Source organism: Nocardioides sp. GCM10030259 (assembly GCF_042666375.1).
GTDB lineage: Bacteria > Actinomycetota > Actinomycetes > Propionibacteriales > Nocardioidaceae > Nocardioides.
In genome coordinates, this window is the sequence record NZ_JBHTDF010000020.1 from 39849 (window position 1) to 55617 (window position 15769).

At 73.1% G+C, this 15769-nt stretch carries 11 protein-coding genes and 1 other RNA gene; 10 read left to right on the plus strand and 2 right to left on the minus strand.

All coding sequences use genetic code 11. From position 1 onward, the window contains the following. The first annotated feature begins 16 nt into the window (after positions 1 to 16). The 8 genes from ACFQQI_RS17590 (at position 17) to ACFQQI_RS17625 (ending at position 10312) form a co-directional block, all read left to right on the plus strand. Positions 17 to 1465: an RNB domain-containing ribonuclease gene (locus ACFQQI_RS17590; protein ID WP_378566347.1), complete on the plus strand. Its 1449-nt coding sequence runs from the start codon at positions 17 to 19 to the stop codon at positions 1463 to 1465. Positions 1466 to 1567: 102 nt separating this feature from the next. Beyond that, the gene (locus ACFQQI_RS17595) at positions 1568 to 3619 is read left to right on the plus strand and encodes a PhoX family protein (RefSeq protein ID WP_378566350.1); all 2052 of its coding nucleotides are present in this window, start codon (positions 1568 to 1570) and stop codon (positions 3617 to 3619) included. Between the two features lie 81 nt (positions 3620 to 3700). Next, entirely contained in the window at positions 3701 to 4213 is a 513-nt protein-coding gene (locus ACFQQI_RS17600) for an RNA polymerase sigma factor (RefSeq protein ID WP_378566353.1), read from the plus strand. Next, on the plus strand, positions 4210 to 4695 hold the full coding sequence (locus ACFQQI_RS17605) for a hypothetical protein (RefSeq protein WP_378566356.1): 486 nt from the start codon (positions 4210 to 4212) through the stop codon (positions 4693 to 4695). Before ACFQQI_RS17600 ends, ACFQQI_RS17605 begins: the two co-directional genes overlap by 4 nt. A 75-nt stretch (positions 4696 to 4770) precedes the next feature. After that, positions 4771 to 5355, plus strand: coding sequence for a carboxymuconolactone decarboxylase family protein (locus tag ACFQQI_RS17610; protein ID WP_378566359.1), 585 nt, complete (start codon positions 4771 to 4773; stop codon positions 5353 to 5355). 271 nt (positions 5356 to 5626) lie between these two features. Next, the gene (locus ACFQQI_RS17615) at positions 5627 to 6199 is read left to right on the plus strand and encodes a CGNR zinc finger domain-containing protein (RefSeq protein ID WP_378566362.1); all 573 of its coding nucleotides are present in this window, start codon (positions 5627 to 5629) and stop codon (positions 6197 to 6199) included. A 118-nt stretch (positions 6200 to 6317) separates the two neighbouring features. Beyond that, positions 6318 to 7754 (plus strand): hypothetical protein, encoded by a 1437-nt coding sequence (locus ACFQQI_RS17620; RefSeq protein ID WP_378566364.1) that lies wholly within the window; start codon positions 6318 to 6320, stop codon positions 7752 to 7754. Beyond that, a complete protein-coding gene (locus ACFQQI_RS17625) occupies positions 7751 to 10312 on the plus strand; it encodes a hypothetical protein (RefSeq protein WP_378566368.1) in 2562 nt (853 codons plus the stop codon). The genes ACFQQI_RS17620 and ACFQQI_RS17625 overlap by 4 nt, the downstream gene beginning before the upstream one ends. Positions 10313 to 10509: 197 nt before the next feature. On the opposite strand, the gene rnpB is transcribed toward ACFQQI_RS17625, so the two are convergent. Both rnpB and ACFQQI_RS17635 read right to left on the minus strand, forming a co-directional pair. Further along, an RNA gene (rnpB, locus tag ACFQQI_RS17630) (RNase P RNA component class A) lies at positions 10510 to 10890 on the minus strand. A 44-nt stretch (positions 10891 to 10934) separates the two neighbouring features. Then, positions 10935 to 12002: a class I SAM-dependent methyltransferase gene (locus ACFQQI_RS17635; RefSeq protein WP_378566371.1), complete on the minus strand. Its 1068-nt coding sequence runs from the start codon at positions 12000 to 12002 to the stop codon at positions 10935 to 10937. A 129-nt stretch (positions 12003 to 12131) separates the two neighbouring features. Here ACFQQI_RS17635 and ACFQQI_RS17640 point away from each other — a divergent pair, with 129 nt between their 5' ends. Continuing rightward, positions 12132 to 12842, plus strand: coding sequence for a PIG-L deacetylase family protein (locus tag ACFQQI_RS17640; protein ID WP_378566374.1), 711 nt, complete (start codon positions 12132 to 12134; stop codon positions 12840 to 12842). Between the two features lie 32 nt (positions 12843 to 12874). Continuing rightward, positions 12875 to 15766: a BTAD domain-containing putative transcriptional regulator gene (locus ACFQQI_RS17645; RefSeq protein WP_378566377.1), complete on the plus strand. Its 2892-nt coding sequence runs from the start codon at positions 12875 to 12877 to the stop codon at positions 15764 to 15766. Positions 15767 to 15769: the final 3 nt, after the last annotated feature.

The window sequence follows — 15769 nt, forward strand, 5'->3', positions numbered from 1 at the left end:
GCCCTATCGTGCCGGTATGCCGAGCAGTCGCGTCGTCCGGGTCCGCTCCGCCGATGACGGCGTGGCCGCGGCCACGCTGCGGGCCGGCATGGAGCGCATCCGCGACGAGCTCGACGCCTCGCCGGACTTCCCGCCCGAGGCCGAGGAGGCCGCCGCCGCGGCCGCGGCCTCGCCCCGGCTGCCGGACCTCGACCGCACCGACATCCCCTTCGTGACGATCGACCCGCCCGGCGCCCGCGACCTCGACCAGGCGGTGCACCTGTCGCGCGACGGGTCCGGGTACGTCGTGGAGTACGCCATCGCCGACGTCGCCGCGTTCGTCGCAGCCGGCGACCCGGTCGACCTCGAGGCGAACCGGCGCGGCGAGACGCTCTACGGCCCCGACGGGAAGGTGCCGCTGCACCCGGCCGTGCTCAGCGAGGGCGCGGCGTCGCTGCTGCCCGACCAGGAGCGCCCGGCGCTGCTGTGGACGATCCGGCTCGACGACGAGGGCACCCGCACCGACGTACGCGTGGAGCGGGCGCGGGTGCGCTCCACCGCGCAGCTGACCTACGAGGAGGCGCAGGCGGCGATCGACGGCGGCACCGCCGACGCCTCCCTGGCGCTGCTGAAGGAGATCGGCGAGCTGCGGCTCGCGCGGGAGGCGCAGCGGGGTGGCGTGGAGCTGCCGCTGCCCGACCAGGAGGTCGACGTCGTCGGGGACCGGTGGCACCTGGAGTTCCGGGAGCAGCTGCCGGCGGAGCGCTGGAATGCGCAGATCTCCCTCCTCACGGGCTTCGCGGCGGCCGACCTGATGATGTACGCGCGGATCGGGCTGCTGCGCACCCTGCCGCCGCCGGACCCGCGCGACGTGCAGCGCCTGCACCGCACCGCCCGCGCGCTCGGCATCGACTGGCCGGCCGAGCAGCTCTACCCCGACTTCGTGCGCTCGCTCGATCCCTCGATCCCCGCGCACGCCGCGATGGTCGACGCGAGCGCGCGGCTGCTGCGGGGGAGCGGGTACGTCGCGTTCGACGGCGAGACGCCCGCGCAGCCGCTGCACTCGGCGCTCGCCGAGGAGTACGCCCACGTGACCGCCCCGCTGCGCCGGCTCGGCGACCGGTACGCCGGCGAGGTCTGCCTCGCGCTCTGCGCGGGCACCGAGGTGCCCGACTGGGTGCGGGCGGCGCTGCCGGCGCTGCCGAAGACGCTCCAGTCGTCGGGGTCGCGGTCGCGTGCCTACGAGCGCGCCATGCTCGACCTGGTCGAGGCCGGCGTGCTCGCCGACCGGGTCGGTGAGACCTTCCCCGGCGTCGTGGTCGACGTCGAGGAGGACGACGAACGCCGCGGTGTCGTGGTCGTCCACGACCCCGACGTCGAGGCGCGCGTGGTGTCGTCGACGCCGCTGCCGCTCGGCACCGACGTGCAGGTGCGGCTGACCGTGGCCGACGTCGAGGCACGACGCGTGGAGTTCACGCTGGCCTGAGCCGATCGGTTCACCTCGTGGTCGCCCGGCCGTCGCGATCCGATCACCCGACTCCGACAGGTTTCAAGCACCGAAGAACCTGACCCACTCGGAAGGCCGGAAATGACCGAGACGTTCGACCCTGCCCGCCACGTCCAGCTGCCTATGGCCGGACACACCCACGGCAACCGGAGCGCCGTGACCTGCCACCTGCGGTGTGGCAACGCCTGCGCGTTCGAGGCGCCGAACACCACCGAGACGACGTACTTCCGCGAGATCGCGAGCCAGGCCCTGAGCCGGCGCCGCATGCTCGGCGCCGGAGCCGTCGCCGCCGGCCTGCTCGCGGGCGGCTCGCTGGTGTCGCCGGCCGCTGCCGACGGTCGCGGCCGCGACAACGGACAAGGCCACGGCAAGGGCCGGGACCGGCGCGAACCGCTCGAGTTCGCCGCGATCGCACCGGTGGCGGCCACGGTCGACGCCTTCTCCGTGCCGAGCGGCTACCGCTGGGACGCGATCATCCGCTGGGGCGACCCGATCCTGCGCGGTGCCCCGCCGTTCGACCCGGCGGCGCAGACCCCCGAGGCGCAGGCCGGTCAGTTCGGCTACAACAACGACTACCTCGACATCATCGAGACCAACCGCTCGGGCACGAGCGCGATCCTCGTGTGCAACCACGAGTACACCAACGAGAACATCATGTTCCCGCCCGGCACCGCCCCCGAGACCGTCATCCGTACGGCGTGGGCCGCGCACGGCCTCTCGGTCGTCGAGCTGCGCCGCCGCCGGCGCGGCGACACCTGGACCTACGTCCCGGGCGCGCGGCTCAACCGGCGGATCACGCTCGACACCGAGTTCGAGCTCGACGGCCCGGCCGCCGGCTCGGCGCTGCTGAGGACCGCCGCCGACCCGACCGGTCGCAAGGTGCGCGGCACCATGAACAACTGCGCCGGCGGTACCACCCCGTGGGGCACGATCCTGTCGGGCGAGGAGAACTTCAACCAGTACTTCAGGGCGACCGGCACCGACCCGAAGGAAGCGCGCTACGGCCTGAGCAGCAGCCAGGACACGCGCAACTGGCGCTCGGTCGACCCGCGCTGGGACGCCACCACCGCGGCGTACGCCAACGAGCCGAACCGGTTCGGCTGGATCGTCGAGATCGACCCGACCGACCCGGGCTCCACGCCCGTGAAGCACACGGCGATGGGCCGCTTCAAGCACGAGGGCGCCAACGTCACGGTCAACCGCGACGGGCACGTCGTGGCCTACATGGGCGACGACGAGCGCTTCGACTACCTCTACCGGTTCGTGTCGAAGGAGCGGATCCGCCACGGCGGCAGCTGGCGCGACCAGCGGCACAACAAGCGGCTGCTGAGCGAGGGCGACCTGTCGGTGGCGCGGTTCACCGGCGACGGCCTGGCGGACGGCGTCAGCGACGGCACCGGCGAGTGGATCCCGCTGACGAGGGACGGGCAGTCGATGGTCCCGGGCTTCAGCCTCGAGGAGGTGCTGGTCTACACGCGGCTGGCCGCCGATGCCGTGCAGCCGACCAAGATGGACCGGCCCGAGGACGTCGAGCCCAACCCGATCAACGGCCGGGTCTACGTCGCCTGCACCAACAACACCGACCGCGGCAAGGTCGGCAAGGAGGGGCCGACGGAGCCCAACCCCCGCGCGGCCAACAAGGACGGCCACGTCGTCGAGATCGCGCCGACCCGCGGCGACCACACCGCCGACACGTTCACCTGGAACCTGCTGCTGATCTGCGGCGACCCCGCCACCGCCGGCACCTACTTCGGTGGCTGGACGGGCGCGGTCTCGCCGATCTCCTGCCCCGACAACGTCGCGTTCGACAGCGAGGGCAACCTCTGGATCTCGACCGACGGCCAGCCGTCGGCCCTGAAGCTCGCCGACGGGCTCTTCAAGGTGCCCGTGTCGGGTCGCGAGCGCGGCCACGTGCAGCAGTTCCTCGCCGTACCCGCCGGGGCTGAGACGTGTGGCCCGGTGATCCACGACCGGGACGGCTCGGTGTTCGTCGCCGTCCAGCACCCCGGCGAGGAGGGTTCCTGGGCCGCGCCGCAGTCGCGGTTCCCCGACTACGTCGCCGCGGGCGGTACGCCGGCGCCCGGCGCCTTCGCCGGGCCGCGGCCGGCAGTGGTGCAGGTGACGCGCGACTGACGGCGCGACCGACAGGCATCATCTCCACCACGATCCTGACCTGACGTGCCACAAATCCGGCCGGACCGGCGTTTGATGGGCGTGAGCGAGGTAGCCGTGGAGAGCACTGCGCCGCCGGGCAGGTACGCCACCGACGAGGAGCTGTTCCATGCCCTCTACCCGGGACTGCGGCGGTTCGCCGCGGTGGTCGGCGCGCGCGACCAGGAGCCGGACGACCTCGTGCAGGAGGCCCTGGCCCGGGCCCTCAAGCACGGCCCGCTGCATCGGCTGGACTCACCCGGCGGCTACCTGCGCCGCGCCATCCTGAACCTCGCCGCCGACACCTGGCGCGCGGCCGGCCGCCGCGAGCGCGCGCTGCGACTGCTGCACCGGGACGCGGAGTCGAGCGACCCCGAGCCCTCGGACCTGTCGGAGCTCGACCGCCTCGGCTCGCTCGACCGGGCGGTGCTCTACCTCGCCGATGTCGAGGGATACGGGTTCCGCGAGGTCGCGGACCTGCTCGACCTGTCGGGGACCGCTGCTCGGTCCCGAGCGTCCCGCGCCCGCCATCGACTCCGCGACGCCATCACCTCTCCCGAAGGGGACGGGGCATGAGCATCGACGAGTTCTTCGACGACCGCTCGCAGCGTGGCGAGGCGCGCGGCGCGAAGCGGGTGTGGGAGGACGCCTCCGCCGCGAGTCGCTCGGCTCGCCGCCGGGGTCGCGTCGCCGTGGGCGCGTCGCTCGTGGCGGCGGCCGCCGCTGCCACGCTCATCCTGCCCGGCATGCTGACCGGCGGGCCCGACGACAAGGCGCGCGATCCGGCCGCGCCCCCCACGACCGCTGACCCCAGCCCACCGGAGCCGACGGCCACGGGCCTTGCCCTCGTCCTGGAGCTGAACGACCGCTACCGCATGTGCGCCGAGAACGCCGGCTTCGACCCACGCGGGGTCCAGGTCGTCGTCGGCGACGACGGACTGCCGTGGGCCGTCAAGACCGGCGTCGACGTCCCGGCCAGGATCCACGGGCAGTGCCTGACGGCCATCGGGGGGCGGGACCCGCACGCCTCGTCGTACGGCGAGCCCAGTGCGCCCTGATGCTTGGCCCGATGTCACGTCCGGGTCCCGCATCTCGTCCTGGTAGTCGACGGCACATCGACATCAGGAGGAGACATGACCACGACCAGGATCCCGCCGAAGGAGATCACCGGGCTCTACGGCGCGATGGTGAAGAAGTTCGCGGGCAGGATGTTCGGCCAGGTCCCCGAGTCGCTCGGCGTGATGTGGCACCACCTGCCGGTGCTCAAGGCCAGCATGGCCTACGGCCAGAAGGTCCAGAAGTGGGACCGCTGCGACGAGGGCCTCAAGTCCTTCGCTCACATGGCGGTGGCCTCGCTCGTGGGCTGCTCGTGGTGCCTGGACTTCAACTACTTCATGGCCCACAACCACGGGCTCGACGTGGAGAGGGCACGCGAGATCCCGCGGTGGCGCGAGTCGGACGTGTTCTCGCCGCTGGAGCGGGAGGTGCTCGGGTACGCCGAGGCGATGAGCCAGACCCCGCCCACGGTGACCGACGAGATGGTCGCCAGCCTGCTGGAGCAGCTCGGTCCCGACGGCGTCATCGAGCTGACCTCGGTGATCGGGATGGCCAACCTCACGACGCGCTCGAACACCGCCCTGGGCATCGAGTCGGAGGGCTTCTCAGCAGCCTGCGGACTGAAGCCCATGGCAGAGCGGGCGGGGAGCGCGACGGCCTGACCCGAGGCGCGACGGCAGGCGCAGCTCCGGGAGGCGCCGCCGGCGTACGTCCCGGACGACCGGCGCGTCGGGAAGCGCGCTGAACATCGAACAGCCGTCGTAGCGGCCGTCGTCACCTTCCCGGGTCCGTGTCATGGCTGCTGCGACGAGTCCGAGGTCCATCGCGCCCATCTCCTCTGGTCGGTGTTTCCAGTGAACGCTTTATTGATGGTAACGCACAGCGTTGCTGGCTACAATGCTTTTGCTGGCAACATTCTCGAGGGGTGATGGCGTGGCTGAGACCGAGCGGTGGCCGAGGCTGGTGGGCGGACGACCGTCGCTCGACCTGGTCAACACCGACGGGTACGACGTGGTGCTCCAGTCCGGCGAGGCGTTCCTTTCGTGGTGCCGGTACGCCGGCCTCGCGGTCTCCCCGCGCCTGACCCCCGCGGCCGAGCGTGCGCTCCTGCGCGACGCACGCAGGCTCCGCGCGGCGCTCCGCTCCGTCATGACGTCGCTGGCTTCGGGCGGTGGCGTGCCGGGGGAGATGGCCGCGATCCAGGCGATCTGGGCCGACGCCGTCCGCAGCGCGAGGCCCGTGCTCGACGAGGGGCGGCTCCGCTGGACCTGGGACCCGGCCGCGCCGTCGTCGGCTCTTTCGGAGCTCGCCGCCGACGCCGTCGACCTGCTCACCCAGGGGCCTCTCGGCCGCCTCAAGGAGTGCCCCGGCTGCGGCTTCGTCTTCCTCGACACCACGAAGAACGGCGCCCGCCGTTGGTGCTCGATGGAGGACTGCGGCAAGGAGGAGAAGATGCGGCGCTACGTCGCGAAGCGCGCGAAGGCCCGTGCGGGAGCGGAGCGTTGACGAGGAGGTTACTCGCCGGTCGCGTATGAAAAATGCGCCGCTGGGCACGGGAACCGGTGCAGGGAATACGCGAAGAGCGGCCAGCCGCCCGGGCGGCCGCGCCCCGGAGGGAGATCCGATGAGCACCGAGCAGCCTGCACCGCTGACACCGGAGGAGCTGGCCCAGGAGGGGGTCACGGCGCTGCCGGACAAGGAGGTCGTCTCGATCCTCGATCTTGCCGCGGACATCGACCTGGCGATCGACGGCGCGGCTCCCATCGACCTAGCGGTGGCACTCAACGCCAACGTGGTGGCCCCGATCGATGCCGCGGTGAGCGCCAACCTGCTCAGCAACGGCTCGACCGCGCAGGCGATGTCCGACCAGGGCGTCATGGTCACCCAGAGCATCGAGGCCGACGCCATCGCGACCGGCATCCAGGACAGCCAGATCGACCAGAGCGACACCGTCGAGGGCGGGGACCCGCCTGCCGGGGACGACGGAGCTCAGACGATGCTGGCCGCGGGCACCGAGGTGGGCGACGCCGGCCTCGACGCCGCGAGTGCGCCGGTGGACGGCAGCGTGGTCGTGGACGCGGCCGGCAACATCCTCGGTGTCCTCGACACCGACACCGGCAACGTGGTGGACGCCGACGGCAACATCGTCGGCACTCTCAACGAGACCACCGGAGTCGTGGTCGACGCCGCCGGCCAGCTCATCGGCACCGTCACCGACCTCGTGAACGGCGCCAGCGTGATCGGGAGCGACGGCGACGTGCTCGGCGTCCTCGACGCGGTCACGGGCAACATCGTGGACGCCTCGGGCAACGTCGTGGGTGTGCTCGATCCGTTGACCGGCGACGTGTTGAACGCCGTCGGCGCGGTGGTGGGCAGCGTGACGGACTTCATCGACGGCACCACCGTCCTCGACGCGGCCGGCAACGTGATCGGTATGCTCGACGGCGCGACGGGCAACGTGGTCGACGTGGCCGGCAACGTCATCGGCGCGCTCGACCCGATCACCGGGCAGGTGCTCGACGCTGCCGGCAACCTGCTGGGCACCGTGGGGGAGATCGTCGACGACGTCACGGACACCATCGGCCAGCTCAACACCGGCGACCTGCTCAAGGGCGACCTGCTCAACGTCGACATCAACGTCGACCTCGACGCCGATCTGGCTGCGCCGATCAACGGCGCGATCGCGGCCAACGCCAACGTAGCGGCGCCGATCGACGCGTCGGTGGCGGCGAACATCCTGTCCGAGGACTCGGTGTCGACCGCGATCGCCCAGCAGGACGCGATCATCACGCAGACGATCACGGGCAACGCCGTGGCGACGTCCGAGCAGGTCTCGGACATCGACCAGAGCTCGGTCGAGCCCGTCGACACCGACACCGCGTCGACCGACGACGACCCGGTCACCACCCAGCCGGTGGCGACCGAGACCGCCGCTGCTGCGGACGAGTCGGCCACGGACGCGCCCGACCCGGCGGCAGAGCCGGTGACGGACCCGGCGACGGTCGAGGAACCGACCGTGGATGACGGCGCGGTCGACGCGGCCGCCAGCTCCACCCCGTGAGCACGCTTGTCGACGCGCCCGTTCGCGTCGACGGCGTCCAGTTCATCGGAGAGATGGTGGGGTCCGGCTACCGGACCCCACCCTCCCTGGTCAGGCGCGCCGACGGCCAGGTCCTGCAGCTCACTCCGCTGCTCTACCTGGTGCTGCGGGCGGTGGACGGCCGATCCAGCTGCGCCGAGATCGCGCAGCGCGTCGGCCGCGCGATGGGTCGGAGCGTGACGGCGACCGACATCGCGACGCTGATCGACACGCGGCTGCGGCCGCTCGGCCTCCTCCGGCAGGCCGACGGCTCCGAGCCCGCGATCAAGCGCTCCGACCCGCTGCTCGGCCTCAAGCCACGATTCGCCGTCACCAGCCCACGAGCCACCCGGTGGCTGACCGACCCGTTCCGGTTCCTCTTCCGGCCGGCCATCGCCGCCGTCTTCGTGGTCGGGTTCGCCGCCGTCGCTGGATGGGTGTTCTTCGAGCGCGGCCTCGGCGCCTCGGCGTACGACGCCTTCGAGCGACCCCACCTGCTGCTGCTGGTATTCGCGGTGACGGTGCTCTCGGGCGGCTTGCACGAGTTCGGGCACGCGGCTGCGGCTCGCTACAGCGGAGCCCAGCCCGGCGCGATGGGCGCGGGGCTGTATCTGGTGTGGCCGGCGTTCTACACCGATGTCACCGACAGCTACCGGCTGGGCCGTGCCGGGCGGATCCGCACCGACCTCGGCGGCCTGTACTTCAACGCGATCGTCGTAGTCCTCACCTTCGTCTGGTGGTGGGCGACGGGGTGGGAGGCGCTGCTCCTGCTCGTCGCCACGCAGGTGCTGCAGATGATGCAGCAGCTGCTGCCGCTGCTGCGGTTCGACGGCTACCACCTGCTCGCCGACCTCGCGGGCGTGCCGGACCTCTACCACCGGATCCGGCCGACGCTGGTGGGACTGCTCCCGCACCGCTGGCGCTCGCCCGAGAACCGGGTGCTCACCCCGCGGGCCCGCTTCTTCATCACGCTCTGGGTGCTCCTGACCGTCCCGATGCTGGCGCTGATGCTCTACGCGGTCATCGCCGCCGTGCCGCGGCTGCTGGGCAGTGCCGGGTCGGTGCTGCGTGCGGACGCCGCCGCGGTCGGTCGCGCATGGGGCGCCGGCAACCCCCTCGACGTCTCGGCCGGCACGCTCCAGGTGCTCGGTGTCGCGCTCCCGGTGCTGGCGTGCGGCCTGATCCTGTGTCGCGTCGGCCTCCGCTTCTTCGGTGGGCTGGCGCGGTGGAGCCGTGGCTCGTTCATCAAGCGGGTGGCCGCCACCGCCGCCAGCGTCACGGTGGTGACAGCGCTGCTGTGGGCCTGGTGGCCGCACCCGGGCGTCTATCGCCCGATCGAGCCGGGGGAGCGTGGCCTGGTCACGTCGCTCTTCCAGCCGCCCGAGGCCGAGCTCACCTCCGCCAGCACTGCAGGCGGGCCCCTCGTGAGCTCTGGAGGCGTTCGGGCTGCCGCGATGCAGGCACAGAGCCGGCTGAGCGAGGAGCGTCTCGTCGTACCGCTCGAGGAGGGCACCGACCTCCCGACCCGCGACGACCCGCGGGTCGTGATGGTGCTCATGCCGCGGACAGAGCCGGAGAGCGACCTCCCGGTCAGAGGCACGCGGGTCGACCCGCGACAGGCACCCGCTGGTGACTCCGCCGGCTCGTCGGTTGCGGCACCGGGTGAGGCGCAGACCACCGCCCCGGCCGGCAGCGCGCCGGACCAGCCCGCTCCCGGGCCCTGGGTCTTCCCCTTCGACCAGCCGCTCCCGCCCGCCGAGGGCGACAACCAGGCCCTGGCGGTGAACACCGCGGACGACTCGGTGGTGTACGACGTCGCCTTCGCCCTCGTCTGGGCCACGGGCGACGAGGTGCTCAACGTCAACGAGGCGCACGCCTACGCGTCCTGCTCGAACTGCGTCGCCGTCGCCGTCGCCTTCCAGGTCGTCCTGGTGCTGGACGACGCCCGGGTCATCGTGCCCCAGAACCTCGCCGTGGCCGCCAACTACGACTGCTACCAGTGCATCACCGCAGCGATCGCCAGCCAGCTGGTGCTCTCGGTCGAGGAGGAGCCCGGGCAGGCGCAGCTCCTGGCGCTGGACTCCATCTGGGACGAGCTCGTCGCCTTCGCGAGCTCGATCACGGCGTACTCCATCACCGAGATCACGGACGTCCTCGAGACGTTCCAGGCCGAGATCACCGCGCTCCTGCGCGGCGCTCCCACCGTCGAGGCCGAGCCGAGTCCCACCACGTCCGACCCGCCCGATGCCGGGGAACCGACCACGCCGACCACCCCGGATTCGTCATCGCCGACCGGGCAGGCGACCACGGGACCGTCGGCGCCGTCGCCGACCTCGTCCTCGCCCTCGTCGCCCACGTCGACGACGCCGGCCGATCCGACCTCGGAACCCACCTCGCCGACTCCGACCGAGCCCTCGGCCTCGCCCTCGTCCACGGCTGAGTCGCCCACGGACCCGCCGTCCACGTCGTCGCCGACCGAGTCGACGTCTCCGACTCCGCCCGCCGAGAGCTCCACCCCGAGCCCGATCCCGTCACCCTGAGAGCCGGCTTTCGGTGCCCTAGAATCGCGGCCTCGCCTCACCCCTGGGGCGGACGGGCTACGGCAGGTTCCGATCCTGTGTGGCGACCGTGATCCGTAAACAGTGGTACGACCACATCGGCAGGGGTTACCCGGCGGACCCGGCCCTCGCGCCTGGGTCCGCCGTGGTTGCACGCGGACTCTCCTCGAGCCGTGATGTGGATGCGCTGGCCTGTAGGCCGGGTTCTGTACGCCGGAGCGTGGCGACCATCCATCTACGACGACCGTTGCCGGCCGCCTCCAGCGGTCTACCCGCGCACTCGGGCGGGCCGCCCTCGGTCGTGCGCGCGTCCGGGGCCCGAAGGCTCCGGACTTCTTGACCTTGCTCCAGGTGGGGTTTACCTAGCCGGTCGGGTCGCCCCGGCCGCTGGTGGTCTCTTACACCACCCTTTCACCCTTACCTCCCGTTGCCGGAAGGCGGTTTGCTTTCTGTGGCACTGTCCCGCGGGTTGCCCCGGGTGGGTGTTACCCACCACCCTGCCCTGTGGAGCCCGGACCTTCCTCGGGGAGTTGCCTCCACGCGGTCGCCCGGCCAGCCCATCCGCGAGAGCAAGGATAGGGCAGACCGGGCTTCCGCGTGCAGGTCAGCGGCTCGCCTCGAGCACGAGGTTGTACGCCGTGCGTGCCGCCACCTGAGCAACCCGGAAGCCGGCGTCGACGAACGCGCCGGTCAATCGGGCCGCGCCGGCCTGGGCGCCGAAGGCGGCGCCCCCGTCGGCGACGCTGTGGGGGACGCACAGCGTCGCGCTTCCGGTGTAGAAGGCCAGCGCGATCGGGTTCTCGAGGTTGGCCTCGAGGGTGTCCTCGGCGAACGGCTCGACGGCGACGACGCTGCCGCCGGGCGCCAGCGAGGCGCGGGCGTGCGCGAGCGCGCCGACGGGGTCGCCGAGGTCGTGCAGCGAGTCGAAGAAGAAGATCACGTCGTAGCTGTCGTCGTACGACGAGGCGTCGCCGACCTCGAACTGGACCCGGTCCGCGACGCCCGCCTGCTGCGCGGCCGCGGTCGCCCGCCAGATCGACTCGTCGTGGTAGTCCACGCCGACGAACGTCGAGGCCGGGAACGCCTCGGCGAGCATGATCGTGGCCGTGCCGAGGCCGCAGCCGACGTCGAGCACGCGGGCCCCGCGCTGGAGCCGCTCGGCCAGCCCCTCGACGGCCGGGACCCACTCGGACAGGAGCGATCCGCGGTAGATGGTGCCGTAGAACCGCTCGACACCCCCGAACAGGCGCGAGTCGTGCTGGTGCCAGCCCACGCCCTCGCCGGTCGTGTACGCGTGGGCGAGCTGGTCGACGGCGGCGAACTGGGCGACGAGCAGCTCGAAGCTGCCGAGCTGGCAGGCGAGGCTCTCCTCGTCCGCGAGCACCAGGGCGTGCTCGGCCGGCAGCGAGAACGATGCGGTCGCGGCGTCGTAGGCGACGTACCCGGCCGCTGCCTGGGCAGCGAGCCACTCCTGGACGTAGCGCTCGGCGAGCCCGCAGCGCTCGGCCAGCTCGGCGGCGGTCGAGGACGGCATCGACGCCAGCGCGCGCCAGAGGCCGAGCCGATCGCCGAGGTGCACCAGCACCGCGTTGGCGGCGAAGGCGCGTTCGCCGGCGACCCGCATGGAGAACTCCTCCACTACGGCGGTGTCGATGTCGATCTGGGTGGTCATGGTGTTCCTCTCGGGGTCGTGCGGTCCCGGGTCGGCACCGCAGTACGACGAGGTTCGCGGGACCGCCTGTCACGCGGCTGTTCCGTCCGGTGACAGGTCCGTGACAGCCTGTCGCTGGAGGCTCACGGCATGACGGACCTGACCGACCTCGGCACCCTGCTCGGCGTCTGGGCGCACCCCGACGACGAGACCTACCTGACCGGTGGGCTGATGGCGGCGTTGCGCGATGCCGGCCACCGCGTCGTGTGCGTCACCGCCACCCGGGGCGAGGCCGCGGACCCGGGTGGCACAGCAGGGGAGCGTGCTGCCCTGGCCGCGCTCCGCACCCGTGAGCTCGACGCGGCGCTGGCCGTCCTCGGGGTCGACGAGCACCACTGGCTCGACCATCCCGACGGCGCGTGCTCGGACGCCGACCCGGCGGCCGCTGCCGAGAAGCTCGCCTGCCTGGTCGACGAGGTGCGTCCCGACACCGTGATCACCTTCGGACCCGACGGCTTCACCGGCCACCCCGACCACCGGGCGATCAACGGCTGGGTCGACCGTGCGCTCGAGCTGGCTGCCGCGACCCCGCTGGTGCTGCACCCGGTCGCCGTCGAGCCGGCGGTCGACCCCGAGCTCGACGAGGACTTCGGCGTCTTCGAGCTCGGCCGTCCGCGCATCTGCACCCCGGGGGAGCTCGCCCTCACCGTGCCGCTGACGGGGGTCGCGCTGGACCGCAAGGTCACGGCGCTGCTGCGCCAGGAGTCGCAGACGGCGGGCCTGGTCGCCGCGGTCGGGCTGGACCGGTTCGGCGCCTGGGTCGCCACCGAACGGTTCGCCGAGCCCGCGCAATCGGGATGACGGCGGGGACCGCGCTCCGGCACAGTGCGGTCATGAACCGGGACGAGCTCCCGCTGCGCATCTGCCTCCTCGGCCCGCTCGAGCTGCGGGTCGACGGTACGGCGGTGGACGTGCCCGGTGCCCAGCGCCGAGCTCTGCTCGCCTTGCTCGCACTCGCCGACGGTCGCCCGGTGAGCACCGACCGGCTCGTCGACGCCCTCTGGCCCGACGACCCGCCCGCACGCGCGGACCAGGCGCTCTACAACCACGTCTCGCGGCTGCGCGGACACCTGCGGCCCCACGAGCAGCGCCTGCAGCGCGCGGCCGGCGGCTACCTGCTGCGGCTCGAGCAGGACGAGCTCGACGTGGCGGCGGTACGGCGACTGTCGGCCTCGGGAGACACCGAGTCCGCGCTGGCGCTGTGGCGTGGCCCGGCACTGGAGGACCTGCGTGGCAGCCCGGTGTTCGAGGTCGACTGCGTGGCCCTCGACGAGCTCCAGCTGCGACTCGTCGACGACCTGCTCGAGCACCGCATCGACGCCGGCGACCGCTCGGTCACCTCCGACGCCAGCGCCGCTGCGGCTCGGGCACCGCTCCGCGAACGCACGGCGCTGCTGCTGGTGCGGGCGCTGGCGACCGAGGGGCGTACGGCGGAGGCGATGGCTGCGTCCGCGGCGTACCGCCGGCGGCTCGCCGAGGAGACCGGCCTCGACCCGGGGGCCGATCTCGCCGCCCTCGAGGAGCGGGTCGCCTCGGGCGCCGTCGCCGGTGCAAGGCAGACCCGGGCCCCCGGGCGGCCGGACGGTCCGATGGTCGGCCGACAGCACGATCGCGACGACGTGCTGCGCCTGGTCGGCGCCCACGGGGTCGTCACCGTCACCGGACCCGGCGGCGTCGGCAAGACGCGACTGGCCCTCGACGTCGCCACCGATCCGGCCACGGGCTCGTCCGACACCGCGGTCGTCGACCTCGCCGCTGTCGACAGCGCCGAACGCGTGTGCGCCGCGGTGGCCTCCGCCCTCGGCCTGCGCACCGGCGAGACCGTCGGCCCGGAGGACGTCGCGACCGCGCTCGCCGACCGGACGCTGTTGCTGCTGCTCGACAACTGCGAGCACGTGGTCGAAGCGTGCCGGGCGCTCGTCGTCACCATGCGGCGCCTCGCGTCCGGCGTCCGCGTGCTCGCCACCTCCCGGGTGACGCTGCACGTGCCGGGAGAGTACGTCGTCCGGCTCCAGCCCCTGCCCGTCCCGCGGGCGGCGGGTGGCGACCTGGCCGCGCTCCGGCGCCAGCCCGCGGTCCGGGCGTTCGTGGAGCACACGCGGCGCGTGCGACCCGGCTACGACCTCGCCGAGACGGACGCCGCCGACGTGGTCGAGGTGATCCGGCGGCTGGACGGGCTGCCCCTCGGGATCGAGCTGGCAGCACGTCAGATGGCGGTGATGCCGCCGAGCGCGGTGCGCGACCGCCTCGACCGGGCACTGGACCTGACGACCGGCCGCACCGGCGCCGACGACGACCGGCAGCGCACGCTGCGCGTGACGATCGGTGCGTCGTACTCCCTGCTGCCCGAGGGGGCTCGCGCCCTGCTGCGGGCGCTGGCGCCGTTCCCGGGTGGGGTCGACCTCGCAACGGTGGAGGGGCTCGCCACGGCGGTGGACGCCGGGGACGCCCTGCACACCCTCCACCAGCTCGTCGACGCCTCCCTGGTCGTGGCCGATCCCGGCGCGGGCAGGTACCGCCTGCTCTTCACGGTGCGGTCCTTCCTCCTCGACGAGCTGAGGACCCTCGGTGAGCTGGAGTACGCCGAGGACCGGTTCCTCGCCAGGGTCGTCGAGATCGCGGCCGAGATCGGTGCGGCCGCGTCGGGACCCGACGAGCCGGCCGCCGACCGGCGGCTGCGCGCCGAGCTGGACAACCTGCGCGCGGCCCGGGACGTGGCGCGGCAGCGGGCGCGCGACGACGTCCTGGTCGAGATCACGCTGTCGCTGGACGAGGCGTGCATCTGGCGCGACCTGCGGGAGCTGTGGCAGTGGTCGCTCGAGCTCGCGTCCGACCCGACGCTCGTCGGACACCCGGACCGGGTGCGCATCCTCGGCTGCGCCGCCGAGGCCGGCCGGCTACTCGGCGACCTGGACCGGGCCCGGAGCCATGCCGAGGAGGCCCTCCGCCTGGCCGGACCGGACTGCGCACCGACCGAGGTGGCCGCGGCGTGGGACGCGCTGGCGAGCGTCGCTCACTATCGCGGGGACTTCATCGTCGCGAGGGACGGCTGGCTCCGCGCTCGCGAGGGGCGCCCGGCGTCCGCGGCCGTCCACCGCGCGTCCGCCGCGCTGGCGGCGTCGTACGGCGGCGACCCCCTCGGAGCGCGCGCCCTCGTGGACCATGCCCACGCCGAGCTGGCCGAGAGCGGCGGTGTCTCGCACCGCGCGTTCACGGCCTACGTGGAGGGCGAGGTGCGGTCGACCGCCGACACCGAGTCGGCCATCCCGTGCTACCTGTCCGCGATCGAGGACGCACGGCGCAGCGGCGCCGTCTTCGTGGAGGGCGTGGCCGGCGTCGCCCTGGCCTCCGCCCGCGCGCGGACCGGGGACCTCGCGGGTGCGGCCGCCGGCTTCGCCGACCTGCTGGGCTCGTGGCGCCGCACCGGGCACTCCACCCAGCTCTGGACCACGGCGCGCAACGCCGCGGCGGTCCTGGCCGCCGCGGGCCGCGCCCACACGGCCGCGCTCGTGCTCACGTGCGCCGACGCGCAGCCCGGCGCCGCCGCGGTGAACCCCGCGATCGCCCGGCACAGCGGCCGGGTCTTCCTCACCCTGGACGACGTGCTGCCGGGTGCGGACGCCGGCGCGATCCGGGCGGAGGCGGAGCGGCTGACGCCCAGCGGCGTGCTCGACCTCGCCGGACGGGACCTCACCGTCCTGGCCGACGCGCTCGTCCGGGGATGACTA

Excerpts from the sequence above, each read along its gene's own strand:
- ACFQQI_RS17590 (WP_378566347.1), top strand. The coding sequence starts at position 17 with ATGCCGAGCAGTCGCGTCGTCCGGGTCCGCTCCGCCGATGACGGCGTG.
- ACFQQI_RS17595 (WP_378566350.1), top strand. The coding sequence starts at position 1,568 with ATGACCGAGACGTTCGACCCTGCCCGCCACGTCCAGCTGCCTATGGCC.
- ACFQQI_RS17605 (WP_378566356.1), top strand. The coding sequence starts at position 4,210 with ATGAGCATCGACGAGTTCTTCGACGACCGCTCGCAGCGTGGCGAGGCG.
- ACFQQI_RS17610 (WP_378566359.1), top strand. The coding sequence starts at position 4,771 with ATGACCACGACCAGGATCCCGCCGAAGGAGATCACCGGGCTCTACGGC.
- ACFQQI_RS17620 (WP_378566364.1), top strand. The coding sequence starts at position 6,318 with ATGAGCACCGAGCAGCCTGCACCGCTGACACCGGAGGAGCTGGCCCAG.
- ACFQQI_RS17635 (WP_378566371.1), bottom strand. The coding sequence starts at position 12,002 with ATGACCACCCAGATCGACATCGACACCGCCGTAGTGGAGGAGTTCTCC.
- ACFQQI_RS17640 (WP_378566374.1), top strand. The coding sequence starts at position 12,132 with ATGACGGACCTGACCGACCTCGGCACCCTGCTCGGCGTCTGGGCGCAC.
- ACFQQI_RS17645 (WP_378566377.1), top strand. The coding sequence starts at position 12,875 with ATGAACCGGGACGAGCTCCCGCTGCGCATCTGCCTCCTCGGCCCGCTC.